This window comes from Paenibacillus taihuensis, assembly GCF_003386535.1.
Taxonomy (GTDB): Bacteria; Bacillota; Bacilli; order Paenibacillales; family Paenibacillaceae; genus Paenibacillus_Z; species Paenibacillus_Z taihuensis.
This window is the reverse complement of sequence record NZ_QTTN01000012.1, coordinates 130,889-149,621: the sequence shown is the minus strand read 5'-3', so window position 1 is coordinate 149,621 and position 18,733 is coordinate 130,889. Positions and strand designations below refer to the sequence as shown.

Here is an 18,733-nt window from a genome sequence, read left to right as displayed (position 1 = left end):
TGCCCCTGCAAAAAAATTCGGCCCGCTTCTGCAAGCAGCAGAAACGAGCCGAACGCTCATGTTATATCGTCATTGCGCCGAAGCCGCCATCCACTCGGATCAGCGAGCCGGTCACGTAGCTGGATGCCGCATCGGAAGCGAGCCAGACGGCTGCGCCCTGCAGCTCCTTCGGGTCGCCGAACCGCTTCATCGGCATATGGCCCATGATGCTGTTCACCCGCTCCTCGGACAGAATCGCCCGATTCTGCTCCGCCGGGAAGAAGCCCGGCACAATCGCATTGACGCGAATGCCGTGCGGCGCGAATTCGCGCGCCAGAAACTGCGTCATGCTGTTCACGGCATGCTTGGACGCCGAATACGTAAAGACACGCGACAGCGGCGGTCCCGACGAGACCGAGCTGATCGTAATGATGCTGCCGCCAGCGCCGGCGTCAATCATCGACCTGCCGAACACTTGGCAGGTGAGCATGACGCTCTTCGCGTTGACGTCCATAATGCGATCCCATTCTTCTTCGGTAATCTCGAAGAATGGCGTCGCGCTGTTCGTCCCGGCCGTGTGCAGCAGAATATGCGCCTGTCCCGACGGGGACCAGGCTGTGATCTCGCCGCGCACACGCTCGAGATCCGCCTTCACCGCGGCGTCGGCTTGGAACAGCGCCGCGCGGCCCGTCTCTAACAGCGCTTGCAGCTTCAGCTCCGCCTTCTCGATGTCGCGCACGACAAGCGCGGCGTGCGCGCCGTGATCGATGAGCGCCTCAGCCATGACGCTACCGAGTGTGCTGGCAGCGCCGATAATGACCGCGGTGCGGCCGGTTAAGTCAAATAACGGGCTTGCTTGTGCGATGAAGACCGCCTCCTCGAATGAACATGCCGGCGGACTTAAGTCCAATCAAACCTACTGCTCCGTCGCATGCTGCAGCATCCGCTTCCGGTACGTCTCGGGGCTCGCGCCAACCGTCGTCTTGAACAACCGGCTGAAATGAGCCAGATGATGAAAGCCGACTGCGCGGCACACGTCCGATACCGACTGACGCGGCTCAAGCCGAAACAGCATTTTGGCCTGATTGATTCGCCGGTTGTATAAATATTTGAAAACCGTCGTACCCGTCACATCCTTGAACAGATTGGACAAGTACGGCTTCGTGAGGTGAAGCGCGCTCGCGATATGATCAAGCGTGATCTCCTCCACGTAATGATCCTCGAGATACGAGATGACGCCCTGCACATGCTGCTCCTTCAAGGAGCGGTGGTCGCGGTCGCTGACAGGCTCGCTGCACCAATCGCGGACGAGATGCAACAGCTCGACCACACGCAGCACGAAGCGGTCATAGGCGGTTCGCACGCCGGCTTCGCTCTTGCGCTGGTACAGCTGGTTCATCTCTGCAAGCAGCGTCTCGATCTCCTCTTGGTCATGCGGACTGAGCGAGATGCGGATATTGCGCAGCTCTTCGAACGGCCTGAGCAGCATCGCGGCCGTGTCGGCTTGAAGCACTTTATGTATGTAGGCCGGATCCATATGGATAATCGTACGAATATAAGGCTTATGCGGAGACGGGTTCGGACAATGAAGCGTCATGCCATGCATGAGTATCAAATCGCCAGGTTTAAGCGTGATCAGCTTATCACCGATCAGATAATTGCATTCGCCATCCTGAAAATAATACAGCTCATAGAAGGCATGCGAATGAAATTGAGCGCCAGGCATCGGGTAATCATTCCGGTACATGAGCTCGATCGGCTGCTGCCATTGCATCGTGAGCGGCACTTAGTTCCCCTCCATAATGAATGAAGTACATGAACTGATTTTATCATGCCGCTCCGATTTTCAGTACCAATTTCGCCAAATTTGCTAAATACGGACCGCTTTATTTTGCGCAAGGAGACAAAGCTCTGCCGCTTTGAAGGCATGCGCCTGCGTCATCGCGTTCTCCGTCCGGTTCAAGCAGTCGAGAATCAGCTTGCCGAAGAAAGGGAAGCCAATCTGGCCGCCGACGGACAGATGATGCTCGCCTTCGTGGTTAACGAGATAAACGTGATCGCCGCTCTTCTCGCGTGCAACATCGATGTATTTGCGCAGCTCGATGTAGCCGTCGGTGCCGAGAATCGTCGTTCTGCCGTCGCCCCAAGTGCCAAGACCGTTCGGAGTGAACCAGTCTACGCGAAAATAATTCGTCGCCCCATTGTCGCCAACGAGCGTCGCATCGCCAAAATCCTCCAGCTCCGGATAGTCCGGATTGCTGTAATTGGCAACCTTGCTATGAGCAACCGTCGCATCTTTGCAGCCCGCGAAGTAGAGGAACTGCTCGATCTGATGGCTGCCGATGTCGCACAGAATGCCGCCGTACTGTTCCTTGCGGAAGAACCAGTCCGGACGCGACGCTTTGTTCAGACGGTGCGGACCAGTGCCGAGCACTTGCAGAACGCGACCGATGGCGCCTTCCTCAATGAGTCTGCCTGCGTAGATCGCGCTCTCCACATGCAGCCGCTCGCTGTAGTAGACCATATACTTGCGTCCCGTCGCTTCGACGGTCGCTTTCGCAGCTTCGAGCTGGCCCTGCGAAGTGAACGGCGTTTTGTCCGTAAAATAATCCTTGCCGTGGTTCATTACCTTGATGCCCAACGCGCCTCGCTCGGAAGGAACCGCTGCAGCTGCAACGAGCCGCACTTCCGGATCTTCGAGAACCACTTCCGGCGATGAGGCTGCCTGCGCCTGCGGGAAGCTCTTGCGGAATTGCTCGACTTTCGCCGGATCAGCGTCGTAGACCCATTTGATCGTGCCCCCTGCTTCTAACAGACCGTTCGTCATGCCGTAGATGTGACCGTGATCGAGCGCCATTGCTGCAAATGTAAATTCGCCTGGGCCGCACACCGGGGATGGTTTCACGATGGACACTGGCGCGTAATTCATGCCGTCATTTCGATTAAACAGTGACATCGCCTTTCAGCTCCTCCTCTTGGTACACCCATTGCTGCAGCGCCTTGTAGCTGATCGCTAAGCTTTCGAACGGATCGCGCTGGCACGTATCCTGCTCCACAACGTACCATTCGACACCGATCTCGCGGCAAGCTTCGATAATAGCCGCCCAGTTCAGATTGCCCTCGCCAATCTCCGCGAAGTTCTGCTGATCGTCTTGGATCGCCATGTCCTTCAGATGGACAACCTTCATCCGCTGCGACTTGCGAATCCATGCGACCGGGTCAGCGCCACCCGCCTGCACCCAGTATGTGTCGAGCTCAAGGCTGTAAGCAGCTGGCTCGCCCTGTGGGGTAGAGCCTTCAAGCAGAAGGTCCATGCCCGTGACGCCGCCGCTGAACTTCTGGAACTCGAACTTATGATTGTGATACACAAGCTCCAGCCCAGCTTCCGCCAGCTTCGAACCGATACCGCAGAGAATTGTCGCCATCTCTTCGTAGCCTTCGCGGCTTGTGCGGTATTGCGACGGCAGGCCTCCGAGACCGACATATTTGCAATTCCACGATTGATGCTGGGCGATGATCGCATCCAGATCATTCAGCAGCCGCTCGTAGGATACATGCGTCGCGCAGATTGCAAGCCCGTGGGCGTCGCAAATACGCTTCACTTCGTCCGGCTCAATTGGGCCGATACCGGATACCTGTACGGCGTCGTAGCCGATCGCTTTCACTTTGGCAAGCGTTGCATCGAGCTCTTCGGCTGTTCTCGCGTAGTCGCGGAGCGTGTAGAGCTGCGCGGCGATTTGCTTCTTGAACAAGGTGGATCACTCCTTTATATTTTTATTTCGTCGCAGCAGGCGCTGTCGTTGGTCGTTGGAATTTCGAGCTTGCGATTCGCTTGTTCAGCTCCGCCTCGTGCAGCTCTTCGTCAAGCGGCAGGTCGACCCAGCCGTCAATCCAAGTCGAGAGATGCATCGCGTTCGAGAGTGTCAGGCCGAAAATCCCTTCTTCGCCAGGCGCAACGAGCGGCGTTCCGTTCAGTACCGCGTCCGTGAAGTTTTGGAGGATACCTGCGTGCTCAGGGCTAGGTCCGCCGCTAGGAATGTCGATCTTCCAGCATTCCGGCGATGCGAAAGGCACCGTATTGCGCGCGTTGAACGCCGCTTCTTCCTCGCGGAGGCGCCAGAATGTCATTTTGTCGTCCTCGATGACGATTTTGCCGCGGCTTCCTGCCACTTCGAGCCTGTTCGTGCCCGGCGCTTCGGAGGTCGACGTAATGAACACGGCAGTCGCACCGTTCTCGTACTCCGCATAGGCAGTCACTTCGTTCTCTACCTCGATGTCGCGATTCTTGCCGAATTGGCAGAACGCGCGCATGCGAGTCGGCATCATGCCTGTCGTCCACTGCCACAGGTCGAGGTTGTGCGGGCATTGGTTAATGAGCACGCCGCCGCCTTCGCCGCCCCAAGTTGCGCGCCAAGTGCCGGAATCATAGTAAGCCTGCGTACGGTACCAGTTCGTAATGATCCAGTTGATGCGGCGCACTTCGCCGAGCTCGCCGGACTGAATCATTTCGCGAAGCTTCTGGTAGAGCGGATTCATCCGCTGGTTGTAGACGATGCCGAACGTTTTGCCGCTGGCTGCAGCCGCTTCGTTCATCTCGCGTACTTGCTTCGCATAAACGCCTGCCGGCTTCTCGATAAGGACATGCATGCCTTTGCCGAAAGCATGGATCGCTTCGGAAGGATGGTCATAATGCGGCGTTGCGACGATGACTGCGTCCACGAGTCCGGAATCGATCATTGCTGCGGAGTTCTCGAATACTGCAACTTTCTCGCCGTATGTTTCGCGTGCCCAAGCGCGCTTGCTTTCGAAGCCGTCGCAAACCGCGGCGAGGACAGCACCTTTGATTTTGCCCGATGTCAAAATTGATGCGTGGCCTGAGCCCATGTTGCCGATACCGATAATCCCTAGGCGAAGCTGTTTCATCGTTAAATTTCCTCCATCCAAGTTCGTATTTGTTTGGCAAACGTATGAAGCATCGTGCGTGTATCATAGGTTTGGCTAAAATCCTCCAGACCCAGCCAGCCGTCGTAGCCGACTGCCTTCAAGTCGCGCAGCACCTGCTTCCACTGCACTTGGCCGTTCGCGATCGGACGCCAGCCTGCGCTCCATTCGATCGGTTGAAGCGGATCCTGTTGTGCTGCTTGCGGAGTGTCGGTCGGCGGCTGCCAGCCTGCGTTCTTCATATGAACATGCGCAAGGTAAGGGCCAAGCAGCTCGAGCCCCATCCGGTAATTCTCGAAGCCTTCATAGACCATGTTGCCGGGATCGTACAGCACCCCGATATGATCGGGATTGAACGTTGAAACGAGTCGGTGCGCAAGAGAGGCGCTCGGCGCGATCGTTTGGTGGTGCGTTTCGATGACTGCTTTGACGTTATAAGTGCGTGCGAGCTGTTCGACTTCCCGTAAGTAGTCCGTCGCTTGGTCGAAGAGCTCGTTGTAATTGCGGCTGCGATCATAGCCCGGTACGCCGGCACGAATCATCGTTGCGCCCAGACGCTTGGCGAGCCGCATGATTTGCTCGGTGCCTTCGATATCGCCGCACGCGAGGTATGGCGTAACGGAAATCGCTTGCCTGTTATGTGCGGATGCGGCTTGAGCGAAACGATTGATCTCGTTATCGCTTGCGCCCGGCGAGAGGGTGCATCGGTTATTGCCCCAGAAGGACGGCTGCTCGTTCAGCAGATGCGGCGCGGTTTCTTTGCAGCGCCATTCGATGCCGTCGATGCCAGCCTCGGCCGCTGCTTCGCATAGCTGCTCTGGCGATAGGTCCGGCGCGGCTACGGTGAATACGGATAGTTTAAGATTGTGAGACATGGCGGTAGTGGTCAGCTCCTTGGTTTCGTCTTCGATATCGCTTCCCAGATGCCGTTCAAGTAAGTCGCGCCAAGCGCGCGGTCGTAGAGGCCATAGCCCGGGCGGCCTTGCTCGCCCCAGATCATACGGCCGTGATCCGGTCTGAGCGGACCCGTGAAGCCGGTGTCGTACAATGCCTCCAGCACTCGGACCATGTCAATGGAGCCGGTGGAGGAGAGATGCGCCGATTCCTGGAAGGAGCGCGGACCGGTGCGCAGGATATTGCGTGTATGGGCAAAATGAAGTTTACGGCGCGAGCCAAAATGATGAATGATTTTGATGAGGTCGTTGTCTTCGTTCGCGCCGAGCGAGCCGGAGCAGAACGTAATGCCGTTCGCCGGACTGTCGACGTGCTCGGTCAGGCGGCGCAGCTGGTCGAAGTTGCTGACGATGCGCGGCAAGCCGAAGATCGGCCATGGCGGATCGTCCGGATGGATCGCCATGACGACGCCCGCTTCCTCCGCGACCGGAATGACGCGCTCAAGGAAATACGCGAGGTTGCTCCAGAGTTGGTCCTCGTTCACATCGGCGTAAGCGTCGATGAGCTGGCCCATCTCTTCTTTCGTATAGCTGGAATCCCAGCCGGGCAGCGAGAGATCGCCTTTGACCGGGTCCATGCGAGAGATCGTCTCATCCTCGAAGGTGAGCGTGTTCGAGCCGTCCGGCAGCTGGAATGCAAGCTGGGAGCGTGTCCAATCGAACACCGGCATGAAGTTGTAGCAGACGACCGGTACGCCGGCCTCGCCTAGGCGGCTAATCGTTTGACTGTAGTTTTCAATGAGTCGGTCGCGTGACGGGCGTCCTAGCTTGATGTCCTCGTGCACGGGAACGCTTTCAATAACGCTGATTTGCAGGTCCGCGGCTTCCACCGTCCGTTTCAGCGCGAGGATGGACTCCATCGGCCATGCTTCGCCGACAGGCACATCGTAAAGCGCGGTAACGATGCCGGAAACCCCAGGAATTTGGCGGATATTTTGCAAGGTGACCGGATCGCCTTGGCCGAACCACCGAAATGACATTTGCATGCTCTACACCTCTTGGAATAGGAATGTTCGCGTGGGGCTGGCTGTGTTTACATGGAATTTCAAGCTAATTGTAGCATAGCGCGGGTCAATAAAAGTCGGATTCGAGGATGTGCTTAACCACAGTTAAATGTAGTGGGGAAATGCAGTGTTTGAGTCAAGCGGGCTGGTGGGATGGTATGCGAAAAATGCTGAGTGATCGAATTGGGCCTCTCAGCATGAATTTGATGATGGTTGTCGGCTGAGAGATCGTATAGGGTCTCTCGGGCGTGAAATGCTGGGGAAGTGGCGTGGATTGAGCGCTGAGAGAGCTTATTTGCTCTCTCAGCTGGGAAATGGGGCGGATGGGTTGCTGAGAGATCATATATGATCTCTCAGTCGGAATCGACTGTTGGTGAGAGAGGCAAAAGCCCCTCTCACTGCCGCAAACGTGGCGACTTGCCACCCGAGAGCGGGAAAAGCCGCTCTCAGCACGCATCTACCTTGCGAATCGCACAATCTGCGGCTCTCTACATCTCAGCCGCCTAAGGGATTACAATAAGCCCCTCCGGCGAGCGCGTCAGCTGACGGCAGCCGGCGTCTGTGATGAGGTAGCTGTTCTCGATGCCGACGACGCCGCGGCCGGGGAATGTGAACTTCGGCTCGACCGCGAGCACCATGCCCGGTTCAAGCAGCGTGTTGAAGCCTTTGGCGAGTACCGGCCATTCATCGACTTCAAGTCCGATGCCGTGGCCGAGGAATTTCACTTGGTTGATGCCGTACCCCATGAAGTGATCGGCCAATCCTGCAGCACCGGCGCCCGCAAGCGCATCCGCGTAGAGGCTGTCGCACGCAATACCCGGTCGCATCGTTGTCTCCGCCTGATGAATGAGCTGCTCCGCTTGCGCATATGCCGCAGCCAAATCATCAGGCAATCCGCCGATGACCGCCGTGCGGGTCTGATCAATGACATAGCCATCGATGCAGCAGCCGATATCGATCAGAATCGGCTCCCCGCGTGTAATCACCTTCCGGCTCGTGCTCTGCGGAAACGATGGTCCAAGTCCCAGCCCGCCAGCCGGGCCGTCAAAAGCACTCGGTACCGCAACCGCCTCGCCCGCTCCAACCATGCCTGTCGTAATCTCCATGTTATACGTGCGGGTCCGCATCAAACCGATATGCCCGCGCATCCGAATCTCATACTCGATGCGAGCCATCAACTCAAGCTCCGTAATGCCCTCCCGAATGATGGAGGTCGCTTCGACAAGCGCTTCGGCCACGACCTGTGCCGCCGCCTCGATCCGGCTTACCTCCCATGGCGATTTCACCATGCGCACGCGCCTTATTAGCGATGAACCGTCCACCAACCCACAGCCGCTGCCGAAGACATCCACGAGTCGCGCATAGCTTGCCGCTGGCAGCACATCCATCTCCGTCGCAATCCGAACTCCCGACTCGCCATTGCCGCTAGCAAACACAGATGGATGATCCTGCTCCAGCTTCGCCTTAAACCCGCGCAATGACGGCATTGCCTCTACCCGAACAGCCGACTCTAATTGCGCCCGCTCCAAGCTGCGCCTTACATAGAACACCGGCGTTCCCACCGCGGGAATAAAAGCATAACCAGCCTGCATCGAGCCCGTTATATAGAATAAATCGACATGCTGCGTCACTAGAAAAGCATCCACTTGCTCAGCAGCCATCAACTGCTGCAGCCGAACGATTCGCGCCAATACTTCATCCTTATCGATCGTCGCCACCAAATTGCTGTGCACCGCGTTCGCTCCTTGCGTAAAGCCGTATTTTCCTCCATTACAACAAAAGAACAGCGGCTGAGTCAACTAAGACGTAAGCTCTGCTGTTCCTTTGATTGTCCACTCGATTGGAGCGATTACATTGAATACGCGCGGATATACAATGCGAGCGATCAAGACCACGCCCGGCTTCTGCAGCGTCACTTCGTAATCGAAGCTGTCATTGCGATACGTATATGGAAACGCCTCGTCGTCATTAATCACTTCGAACGCCGCGACCTCTATGCGTTCCTTCAGAAAAGTACCCGGCAGCGGCACGCCTCGCGTATCCAGCTGCAGGTTACGCTGCAAATACAAGTCCGCCTCCGCTCTCGCGGCAGCTTCATCGATGTGCATACGACCATCCGCAAGCGCTGCACGATCCACCTGCTGGGCAGCGGCATGGGCGGCTCGATTGACGGCGTGCTTTCCTTGAAAAAGAGCGCTGATCGCCATTTCCTCATCCATCTGCGAGGCATGCAACAACATCCAAATAACCATCATCATCAGCACTAGCACAAGCTTGTACATCGTTCTCGCTCCAGCCCCCTTCTCACGCTAAGGGACATATTCGCTCATCTTCATGCCCGAAGCACTTAGCTTCATCGAATCCGATGGCGGTGTAATGCCAATCAACTGATCGATGGCGAACAAACCCTCAATCGGATAACTGGCTTTCAACGACAGCGCTGTCCCTCTAGGAAGAGGCGCAGCAGCATTCGTAGCATCCGCCCCGCCGCCTGCACTCACTTCAAACGTGATGGATGCCGGCTTCAGTCCGAATGCTGCAAGCCGAACCTTCGCCTCCTGCAGCATCTGACTATTGATGTAACCATGATCGCCATTCGCTCCCACTTCGAGCAGGTAGTCCACTTCCTGCTGCAGCACAGCTTGTCTCACAATGAGCACATGCTTGTAGATCGGGCTGAACATGAACCAGCACATCATCGCAGCAAGCAAAATAAAGACTAGCAGGCTCTTCATGGACTCATGCCCGCGATCCGTTCCTGCATGTGAGCACCTGCTTGCACAAGCTGCTTCTTGGTGCCCTTCTCGCCTCCGGTGACATTCGAATAAATGACGAGGACAACGACAATGAGCAGCATTGTCATCAAAATCGCGCGCATATTGCCCCCTCCATTCCGTTAAGGAAACACGACCGAGCCGATCTTCGTATTCGCATTCGAACCCTGCGATTCAATCTCATCATGTGTTCCTGTCGAGTCCTTGGCTACGACAGTATTAAACAGCAGCACAACGACAACCAGCATCATGACAGTGATCAATATATTTCTCATCTTCTAGCGCCTCCAGTAAATTCGATTAGTTTAAAGTACTAAACAATTTCTGTCCTTCTCTAACCCATGGATAGATAAAAATTTGAAACGTATACATAATCGGAAGCCCCGCGAGCACGAACAAGAAGTAAGAGGTCGACTCCTTCCTGCTGTTCTTCGCCAGCTCCAGCTTCTCCTTATAATCCTGAATCCGCTCGCGCAGCAGCTCGTAATAATGCTCGCTCTCATGAAGCCGCAGCGAATCAATCGTCTCCACGAAGCTTAAGCCTTCCTCAGTTCCGAGCCGCAGCTTGAGCCGGCGCAGCGCACCTTCTGCATCGTGATACCACTCGCCAAGCAGCATCTGCATCTCGCTTCGCATTGTGCGGGTATAAGGCAGACAACGCATGAGCTTCGTATGAATATGAAGCGAGGAACCTGCCAGATAGAGCAGCTGATTGCTAACGATGTAGATTTCTTTCGTCATTCGTTCTGCCCGCGTCCTGCGAATCGCATCCAGCCACGCCTGATCCCACAGCAGAAGCAGCACTACGATCACCAGCATCAGTGGTGCGGCAACACGCGGTATTCCGCGAATTTCAATGAGTGATAATCCATATGCCATTAGACACCACAGCGGCATCCCTGCAAAAAACAATCGGCGCAACAAAACATACAGCGCAGCATCTCCGGTAAATCCGCAGCCCGCGAGCAGCCGCTCCCGCTCCTTAAACGATGCGTCTCCCCGGTCAATTCTGGCGATAGCAAGCCACCTGCCGCTGACCGTTCTCGTGCGCCACTGCATCAATGCGAGATGCGCGAATCGCGGCCGTTTTGCCAGAATAACCGGCAGCAGAGAGGCTGCGAACACGAAGCCAAGCACGTATTGCCCGGCAAGAGCAGCCCACATGACCACTTGGCTGATCGAATCATTCATGAGCTATGCCCCCTCCTTATCTTCAGCGCTGCCTAGCTCACTCACATCCTCTTCCGAGACAACCACAGTCCCATCACGAAGGAGCAGAAAATCATTACCGCCGCATTCAGCAGCATGTTCCGGCCACCTTGATCAGCGATGTAGTACTGGTACGCATTATCCGGATTGTAATGCCAGTTGATGCCGATAAACAGGATGAGAAAGAACACCGGCGTGAAGTTGGCAATTCGAATTTCGAGCAGTTTGTTACGTTCCTGTTGATTTGCGATGCGGGCTTTACGCATATCGACGATCAGGTCCTTCAAATTCATGGCGATTGGATGCCCTTCTGCTAGTCCCGCCCGAACGATATTAACGAAATAGTCCGCCCATACATGACCGAGCGAAGCAGCAAAAATGCGCAGGCTCGCTTCATCATCGCCGCGCACCGATACATTCCGGTACAACTGCTCGAACACCGCCTGCATGGGTCCGAGCAGCCTTTTCTCCTCAACAGTCCGCTGCAGCGCTGCCCGAATTTGCCTCCCGCCGCTAACGAGACAGCATTGATAGAACAGCTCCACTGCCGGCAAGAAATCGACGCGAGTCTTCATCTGGCGGTGAATGAGCAGCGAACGCAGCGTCATATACGGCAGCGATACGAAGAGACCGCCGAGCATCAGCACGCCTTTCAAGCTTTGGAAGAATAGTGCGCCGAATGATAAGCCGATAAGAAGCAGCAGCAGGCTCAGTCCAGCAACAGAGCTGACACGCCAACTCAGATGCAGCGATTCGAGCAGCTCCGACAAGTGGCGATGCGGCCGCTCAAACCGTTCTAGATATCGGGAAATCCGCACATCCAGCCGCTGATCCTGCTTGTAATTCAGCCGCCCAGCAACCTGCTGGTGATGCAGCCATACGTCTAGCAAGCTGCGAAACACGATAAACACGCAGCAGAACAAAGCAATTGTAAAAGCAATCAGTCCAAGCTGCATCATCCGCTGCCACCGCCCGCTTCCATTAGCTCAGGCCACGCGTGCTGCAAAGTTAAACCAGCGCCATAATCCCTGACGCCTCCACCCATGACAAGCTTTGACCAAGCCTGATCAGATGGCGGCTTTGGATAGCTCCACTCCATTGACTTCTCATTAAACAGAGCCCATTCCCGTACGACGGGACTGCCATCCTTCCAACTAATCTCGGCAAGTCTTACAAGTCTTCGCTTCCCTGCCTCGAACCGCATTTCAATACCAATTTGCGTCACATACTCGGTGATCCGCTTTGAGAGACGCTCTGGACTCATGCCCCGGCCATCGAGCATGCACATATCGGTTATCGCCTCCGGCACATCCTCCAATGCATTTGCATGCAGCGTCGTCATCGATCCGGCATGTCCGCGTGTACAGGCGCGCACGTAGATGTTGGCATCGTCATCCCGTATTTCAGCGTGGATAATCCGCTGCGGCGACTGCCGCAATGCCAGCTTGAACGCCTGCGTCGAGCGGTGCTGTACATCCTCCTCGTCCACTTCGTACTCGATTACGTTCTTGGACGGAAAATCCCGCTGCAGCATCAGCTCATGCCTGCTCTCAATCGTGACAAGCCGCTCCTCATCTGGCAGCTCGCCGATAAGCGCCTTTATGAGGTTCGTCTTGCCGGAGTTGGTCGGTCCGATGATGACAACGTTGAACCGTGCATCCAATACGGCAAGCAGCATCATGCGCAGCCGCTCGCTGATCGTTCCGTACTCCGGCGTGCTTAACTGAGCCAGCTGGAATCTGCGGACCGTGTAGAAACGAAGCGTCAACGTCGGCAGCGCCGTGAATCCGAAGCCGGTCATCGTGACGCGCGTTCCGTCTCGGAGCATGACTTCGGCCCATCTTTTGCGAGGATTGATCCGGTCGTTATTGTAGAGCACAAGGTTCTGCTGAATCCGCTCCACCTCTCGCAGCGACTCGAACATATACGTCGAAGGCGCGCTATTGCCTTCGCGTACTTCGAAGATGCGCGTCCCGACAACTTGAATCTCCTCAAGTCCGTCGCGATCGGCCAACACAAGCTCAAGCACATTCATGCCGATGACTTCGGCGAACAAAGCTTCTGCCAGCGTGCCGTAAAGATGATTGTACCCGGGCAGCTCGTGTATCCGCTGACGCAGCAGCCGATCCGCAATGACCGCCAAGATATGCTCGCGATCATCCGTGTAGCCAAGCACCGCCCGGTTCAAGCTCTCGTTATACTCGCGCTTCTCTTCTTCCGTCTCCCCGCGAGCCAGCGCAAGGTAAGAGCGAATATCATCAGCGAGCCGATTGAAATCCCGCTGCGCGCCAGACTCTGTGCCAATGGCCTCCACAATCGTTGCCGCTCCCGGCTCCTTCGCCCAGAGCTTCGCAGAGAAAGCGGATGGCGAGAACTTCACCTCCCGCTGCATCAGGAGCTTACCCCGCCGCGATGCGTCAGCAGCTTCTTATACCACGGCTGCACGACTAACTTCGCAGGCCGCTTCAGCCCGTAAGCGGCGATCATACGCTGCGCCGGCTCTTTCATCGCTTCTTTGCCCTGCTCGCTGCGCATCATCCATTCGTCCAGCGTCCCCCGGTCAAGCTGAGAAAGCATCGGCTGTGACAGCGCCATCTCCCCGAGCAGCGCAACACCCATCTCTTTGCAAATTTCTTTCACTTGAAATCCTCCCTTGCCCCATGGCTGATGTATAACAATCGCTTCGTAGTCGTGAATCCCAATGCCGTAAAGTGCAGAGAGCTGTTTCACCCACCGCTGTCCATCCTCTTGAAAATGCGACAAAGCGCCTGTCGTCGCCATCAATCGCCGATCCGCTCTGCGCAGCGCGCAAAGAATTGCCGCATTGTCCCAGTAAGCACCGGCATCCGCAATAACAATGTCAAAGGCTGCTTCAGCCGCCTCCAGCAAATGCTCGATCTCTTCCATCGCATAGAATTCCGCCTGATCTCGCAGTAAATTGCCGAACAGCATATGCAGACCAGGTACCGCCCCACTCACATACATTGAGCGAGCCAGCTTATCCGGCGTCAATGTGCCTGTCCGCAGCTCAGGCCGCAGTGCATCCAGCGTTGCAGTAGGCCGATCGACACCGACAAAACGATGGAGCTTGGCGCTCTTCAGATTCAGATCCAAGTACCCGACTGATAATCCGCTGTACTGCGCCACCCGGCAAGCAGCTGCAAATGCCGTCACCGTCGTCCCGATATTCGGCGTCGTGCCGAAGAACGTCAGGAGCGGCGCCCGATGAGCGCTCCGCCTCGGACTTAGTCCACCATTCATCGCACCGCCTCCTCTTCCACCATAGAAGCAGCAATGTCGAGCGAATCCGAAGAGTAAGCGATGACGACTTTGCTTTTGCCATCCTTGCATAAGGCATCGAGCTTAAGCCACTGTAGTTCCGTCAAATTCAGATTTATCGCGTCGATAGCGCCATTGGCATCACGCCTTGCTGCATACATTCCTGCTTGATCATTGCTCGCCATTGCCTTCAAGTTCGAATCGTCCATATCGTCGATTTCCAAGTTCCCAGAAGTTTTCACTGAAGCGACGGTGACCGGCTCTTCAAATAAACGAACAGACTCCGACTCCGCCCCCGATCCATACACAATGACCTTGTCTCCCGCCCGAATACCGCTTGATACGGATAGCACATAATCTCTTGGAATCTGAAAAGTAGACTGATCTCGCCCGGGAAGAAGACGGAACTTGCCGACCTTCCACTTCAGCAAGGGCTCGTTCGCGCCAAGCGGCACGATAGCCTCTGCTCCTAAAAGTTCACCTGCATCCAGTGACATCTCCGGCACATAGGATGCTTTCGCAATCTGTTTCTCTCCGAGCATGTCTGCACGCAGACGCTCACCAGCTGCAACAAACCGCTGGGGCACGACGATGTTTACCGTCTCCTGAAACTTCACCTGCCTCAGCTGCAGCACATAAACGCCATAGACGAGCAAGCCCGACAGCAGCCCAGCCGTGATCGTAACGAGCAAATTACGCTTCCTGTTCATCTGTTCTTAGCCTCCCTTCCTCTCCGCAGCTTCACAGCGAAAATAAAAAAAGAACGCAAGCCGGGCATGTGCCCGAGGCTTGCGTTCTTCGCATAGCGGTCGCTAATTAACTGCTTTTTATTAATATTGAACTCATAATAGCAGACAATAATAGAACTGTCTACCATAAAAATACATTCGTTAACGCAAATCCTCGCGTTCCCGGTATTCTGTCGGCGTACATTGATAGACATTGCGAAACATTTTGCAAAAATAACTGAAATTATCGAAGCCGGACTCCAGCGCAGCTTCGCCGATCGAGACTCGGCTATCAGCCAGCATCGCAGCTGCAATTCGAATACGCAGGGAATTAATATAATCAATTGGCGTCTTGCGCATGAATGACTTGAACACCCTCGTGAAATGTCCTTCACTCATGCCCGCTTCCGCCGCCAGCTCCTTGATCGTCAGCTTCTTCGCATAATGGATATCGATGTAGGTAAGGACTGTTTTGAGTCGCTCCTGTGTATGCATATCGAGCGATGACCGCGGCTCCCTACGGACAAACGCATCACGCGTCACATATTCCGCAAGCAGCTGATAGAGCCCTGCCTTCAGCCGCATGGGCTTCGCTGGATCTTCCGAATGCTCCATCGCAATAAGCTGCATAAGCTGCCCGAACAATCCTTCCGCGAGCCCGCCTGACTCAATACCCGAAACTGCATGGGGTTCAGGCACGAGCCTGCCGCGCCGAATCGGCTCCAAATACTGTGTCGTCGCGTTGTCTCCCTGGCTCATCAGCCAATCCAGATGAAAGACGAGTGCTCCATACGAGCATGCCGCACCATTCAGCGAATACCCGCCATGCAGCTCCCCGCCTGGGATGAACAGCACGTCGCCGGCACTTGCCTTATAAGTGGACAAGCCAATCTGGAAGACAGCTTCCCCGCTCACGACAGCGAGAAATTCCGCTTCTTCATGCCAGTGATGATCAAGAATCGGCTCCCCCGCCGCTTGGTCCATCCGATAGATACCGACAGGCGTTCCCGCGCTGCCGTGGCGGCGATTTTCCCGCAAATGATGGATATCCACCATACCATCTCCAAATATCATAATTGTATTAATAATAAGCATAATAATACAAGAATGAATACTTTTCAATCAGTATACTGTTACTATGGAGCAACCCACTATTTTTGAGAGGATGAACCGATCTATGAAATTCAGCGACGGTTACTGGATGACCCGCGAAGGGTATCAGGTACTGACACCTTATGAAGTCCATGATGTAAAAGTTTCGAGCAATCGAATTACTGTATATGCAACCCACCGACACTTGGAAAATCGCGCAAACACACTGAATGAGCCGCTCATGACGATGGAATTTTCCTCGCCGATGAAAGATATTATTCGTGCAAAATTCTATCACCATAAAGGAACGCGCCGCCTGGGCCCAGCTTCGTTCCCGCTTATGACAGAAGGCGATGCTTCTGTAGAGATTCAAGATTCGGCAGAATCCGTAACGCTGAAGAGCGGCGACACTGCCGTGACGATTACGAAGGCGCATCCGCTTACGATCACTTACACGCACAAAGGCCGCAAGCTTACTCGCAGCGGTCATCGCGCTACTGGCTATGTCAAAGCGGCTGACGGCAACCACCAGTTCCGCGAGCAGCTGGACATCGGCATCGGCGAGACGGTGTACGGTCTCGGCGAGCGTTTCACGCCTTTTGTAAAGAACGGACAAGTTGTTGACATCTGGAACCAAGACGGCGGAACAGCTTCCGAGCAAGCGTACAAAAATGTACCGTTCTATATCACGAACCGCGGCTACGGCGTATTCGTGAATCACCCTGAGCTCGTTTCCTACGAGATCGCCTCTGAGAAAGTGTCCAAGGCGCAGTTCAGCGTAGCTGGCGAACAGCTTGAATATTACATCGTCGGCGGCGAACAGCTCAAAGACGTGCTCTCCAACTATACGGCACTGACTGGTAAGCCTGCTCTTCCACCAGCTTGGTCGTTCGGTCTGTGGCTGACAACATCGTTCACGACGAACTACGATGAAGCAACTGTAACCAGCTTCGTGGACGGCATGGCTGAGCGCGACCTTCCGCTTGCCGTATTCCATTTCGACTGTTTCTGGATGAAGGAGTACGAATGGTGCAACTTCGAATGGGATGAGCGCGTATTCCCGGATCCAAAAGAAATGCTGGAGCGGCTGAAGGCAAAAGGGCTGCACATCTGCGTATGGATCAACAGCTATATCGCCCAGCGCTCCCCTTTGTTCGATGAAGCGATGGAGCTTGGCTACCTCGTGAAACGTGCGGACGGAAGCGTGTGGCAATGGGATCTATGGCAGTACGGCATGGGTCTTGTCGACTTCACGAACCCGGCGGCATGCGACTGGTTCAAAGCCAAGCTGGCAGTGCTGCTCGATATGGGCGTCGACAGCTTCAAAACCGACTTCGGCGAGCGTATCCCGACAGATGTCGTGTACTTCGACGGCTCCGATCCGCAGCAAATGCACAACTACTACACGCAGCTGTATAACAAAGTTGTTTTCGAGCTTCTTGAAGAGAAGCGCGGCAAAGGTGAAGCGGCTCTGTTTGCGCGTTCCGCAACAGCAGGCGGTCAACAGTTCCCGGTTCACTGGGGCGGCGACTGCGAAGCGACGTACGAGTCGATGGCGGAAAGCCTCCGCGGCGGCCTGTCGCTAGGCTTGTCCGGCTTCAGCTTCTGGAGCCACGACATCGGCGGCTTCGAGCAAAGCTCCCCGCCGGATCTGTACAAGCGCTGGGTCGCGTTCGGCTTGCTCTCGAGCCATAGCCGCCTGCATGGCAGCACTTCGTACCGCGTACCTTGGCTGTATGATGAAGAAGCAGTTGACGTGCTTCGCCACTACACGAAGCTGAAGCTGCGCCTCATGCCGTACTTGTTCGGCCAATCCGTAGCGTCTGTGAAAATCGGTCTGCCGGTTATGCGTGCAATGGTGCTGGAGTTCGGCAGTGATCCTACTGTCGACTATCTCGACCGCCAGTACATGCTGGGCGATTCGATTTTGGTTGCGCCAATCTTCAATCCTGAAGGTGAAGCGACGTACTACTTGCCGCAGGGCACGTGGATGCACTACATCACTGGCGAGCAAGTTGAAGGCGGCGTATGGCGTCAAGATCAATACGATTATTTCAGCATGCCGCTCTTCGTTCGTGAAAATTCACTTATCCCTGTCGGCGCGGAAGACAGCCGTCCGGATTACGATTACGCAGCAGGAGTTACGCTCCAGCTGTTCGCGCTGAAAGACGGCGCTCAGGCAACTGCAGTTGTACCGACTGTTGCAGGCGAAACGGCGTTTACGGCAAAAGCTACTCGCAGCGGCTCCACCATCACAGTGGATACGCAAGGCCAAGCCGAAGGCTGGACAGCTCTCCTTCGCGGCGTGAACGGTGTCGCAGCTGTTCAAGGCGGCACAGCAGACGCCGGTGCCGAAGGCGTGCGGATCATCCCGGCTGCTGGTGCAGCCCAGGTGGTTATCGAGCTATAAAGATTGAAGTTTGAAGGACGTAGGCAGATTGCCTGCGTCCTTTTTTTGTCGTTTGGCGGGCTATAGTGGATATATCCAATATAGGATGACTGTTTTGCTGGAATTGGAGAGCTATAGTGGAAAAATCCATTCATTTCGGCCTCAAATAGTCTAATTTCGCCCTTTTTGCCGAAAATGACCGGATAAATCCAATATAGCCGAGCAAAACCGCTCATTTGGATCAAAATGAGTGGAAATATCCAGTATAGCTTTGTTGGCGGACGGCTGGAGGTGCGGGGTGGGAACGGGTGTGGCGGCGGAGGTGCTGGAGGAGGTGCTGGAGGTGCTGGAGGTGCGGGGTGCGGACTGCTGGGTTTCGGGGGTT

General features: G+C 55.4%; 19 protein-coding genes. 1 reads left to right on the top strand and 18 read right to left on the bottom strand.

All coding sequences use genetic code 11. From position 1 onward, the window contains the following. Nucleotides 1-61: 61 nt before the first annotated feature. The 18 genes from A8990_RS12525 to A8990_RS12450 all read right to left on the bottom strand — a co-directional run bounded on the left by A8990_RS12525 (nucleotide 62) and on the right by A8990_RS12450 (nucleotide 15,905). Nucleotides 62-844: an SDR family oxidoreductase gene (locus tag A8990_RS12525; RefSeq protein WP_245995989.1), complete on the bottom strand. Its 783-nt coding sequence runs from the start codon at nucleotides 842-844 to the stop codon at nucleotides 62-64. Between the two features lie 51 nt (nucleotides 845-895). Beyond that, the gene (locus A8990_RS12520; RefSeq protein WP_245995985.1) at nucleotides 896-1,765 is read right to left on the bottom strand and encodes an AraC family transcriptional regulator; all 870 of its coding nucleotides are present in this window, start codon (nucleotides 1,763-1,765) and stop codon (nucleotides 896-898) included. Nucleotides 1,766-1,849: 84 nt separating this feature from the next. Next, nucleotides 1,850-2,935, bottom strand: a complete 1,086-nt coding sequence (locus A8990_RS12515) for a Gfo/Idh/MocA family protein (RefSeq protein WP_116189364.1) — start codon at nucleotides 2,933-2,935, stop codon at nucleotides 1,850-1,852. After that, nucleotides 2,922-3,731, bottom strand: coding sequence for a sugar phosphate isomerase/epimerase family protein (locus tag A8990_RS12510; protein ID WP_116189363.1), 810 nt, complete (start codon nucleotides 3,729-3,731; stop codon nucleotides 2,922-2,924). The genes A8990_RS12515 and A8990_RS12510 overlap by 14 nt, the downstream gene beginning before the upstream one ends. A 22-nt stretch (nucleotides 3,732-3,753) precedes the next feature. Next, complete coding sequence (locus A8990_RS12505) at nucleotides 3,754-4,902, bottom strand: Gfo/Idh/MocA family protein (RefSeq protein WP_116189362.1); 1,149 nt, start codon at nucleotides 4,900-4,902, stop codon at nucleotides 3,754-3,756. A gap of 2 nt (nucleotides 4,903-4,904) precedes the next feature. Next, a complete protein-coding gene (locus A8990_RS12500; protein WP_116189361.1) occupies nucleotides 4,905-5,795 on the bottom strand; it encodes a sugar phosphate isomerase/epimerase family protein in 891 nt (296 codons plus the stop codon). Nucleotides 5,796-5,806: 11 nt separating this feature from the next. Continuing rightward, nucleotides 5,807-6,859 carry a mannonate dehydratase gene (gene uxuA / locus A8990_RS12495; RefSeq protein WP_116189360.1) on the bottom strand — a complete coding sequence of 351 codons (1,053 nt, stop codon included), beginning with the start codon at nucleotides 6,857-6,859 and terminating at the stop codon, nucleotides 5,807-5,809. A 521-nt stretch (nucleotides 6,860-7,380) separates the two neighbouring features. Beyond that, nucleotides 7,381-8,610 (bottom strand): M24 family metallopeptidase, encoded by a 1,230-nt coding sequence (locus A8990_RS12490; RefSeq protein ID WP_281272503.1) that lies wholly within the window; start codon nucleotides 8,608-8,610, stop codon nucleotides 7,381-7,383. Nucleotides 8,611-8,676: 66 nt separating this feature from the next. Next, nucleotides 8,677-9,159: a hypothetical protein gene (locus tag A8990_RS12485; RefSeq protein ID WP_116189359.1), complete on the bottom strand. Its 483-nt coding sequence runs from the start codon at nucleotides 9,157-9,159 to the stop codon at nucleotides 8,677-8,679. A 27-nt stretch (nucleotides 9,160-9,186) separates the two neighbouring features. Then, nucleotides 9,187-9,612 carry a hypothetical protein gene (locus A8990_RS12480; protein WP_116189358.1) on the bottom strand — a complete coding sequence of 142 codons (426 nt, stop codon included), beginning with the start codon at nucleotides 9,610-9,612 and terminating at the stop codon, nucleotides 9,187-9,189. Beyond that, nucleotides 9,609-9,755, bottom strand: coding sequence for a hypothetical protein (locus A8990_RS31530; protein WP_181909545.1), 147 nt, complete (start codon nucleotides 9,753-9,755; stop codon nucleotides 9,609-9,611). The genes A8990_RS12480 and A8990_RS31530 overlap by 4 nt, the downstream gene beginning before the upstream one ends. An 18-nt stretch (nucleotides 9,756-9,773) precedes the next feature. Then, nucleotides 9,774-9,926 carry a hypothetical protein gene (locus tag A8990_RS31525; protein WP_181909544.1) on the bottom strand — a complete coding sequence of 51 codons (153 nt, stop codon included), beginning with the start codon at nucleotides 9,924-9,926 and terminating at the stop codon, nucleotides 9,774-9,776. Nucleotides 9,927-9,951: 25 nt separating this feature from the next. After that, the gene (locus A8990_RS12475) at nucleotides 9,952-10,842 is read right to left on the bottom strand and encodes a hypothetical protein (protein ID WP_116189357.1); all 891 of its coding nucleotides are present in this window, start codon (nucleotides 10,840-10,842) and stop codon (nucleotides 9,952-9,954) included. Nucleotides 10,843-10,883: 41 nt separating this feature from the next. Next, a complete protein-coding gene (locus A8990_RS12470; protein WP_116189356.1) occupies nucleotides 10,884-11,819 on the bottom strand; it encodes a type II secretion system F family protein in 936 nt (311 codons plus the stop codon). Then, the gene (locus A8990_RS12465) at nucleotides 11,816-13,252 is read right to left on the bottom strand and encodes an ATPase, T2SS/T4P/T4SS family (RefSeq protein WP_116189355.1); all 1,437 of its coding nucleotides are present in this window, start codon (nucleotides 13,250-13,252) and stop codon (nucleotides 11,816-11,818) included. Before A8990_RS12465 ends, A8990_RS12470 begins: the two co-directional genes overlap by 4 nt. Further along, a complete protein-coding gene (locus A8990_RS12460) occupies nucleotides 13,252-14,121 on the bottom strand; it encodes a CpaE/TadZ family protein (RefSeq protein ID WP_116189354.1) in 870 nt (289 codons plus the stop codon). The genes A8990_RS12465 and A8990_RS12460 overlap by 1 nt, the downstream gene beginning before the upstream one ends. Next, a complete protein-coding gene (locus A8990_RS12455; protein ID WP_116189353.1) occupies nucleotides 14,118-14,849 on the bottom strand; it encodes a CpaB family protein in 732 nt (243 codons plus the stop codon). Before A8990_RS12455 ends, A8990_RS12460 begins: the two co-directional genes overlap by 4 nt. A 180-nt stretch (nucleotides 14,850-15,029) precedes the next feature. Beyond that, complete coding sequence (locus A8990_RS12450; protein WP_181909543.1) at nucleotides 15,030-15,905, bottom strand: AraC family transcriptional regulator; 876 nt, start codon at nucleotides 15,903-15,905, stop codon at nucleotides 15,030-15,032. Nucleotides 15,906-16,044: 139 nt separating this feature from the next. Here A8990_RS12450 and yicI point away from each other — a divergent pair, with 139 nt between their 5' ends. Beyond that, nucleotides 16,045-18,369 carry an alpha-xylosidase gene (gene yicI, locus A8990_RS12445; protein WP_116189351.1) on the top strand — a complete coding sequence of 775 codons (2,325 nt, stop codon included), beginning with the start codon at nucleotides 16,045-16,047 and terminating at the stop codon, nucleotides 18,367-18,369. Nucleotides 18,370-18,733 lie beyond the last annotated feature (364 nt).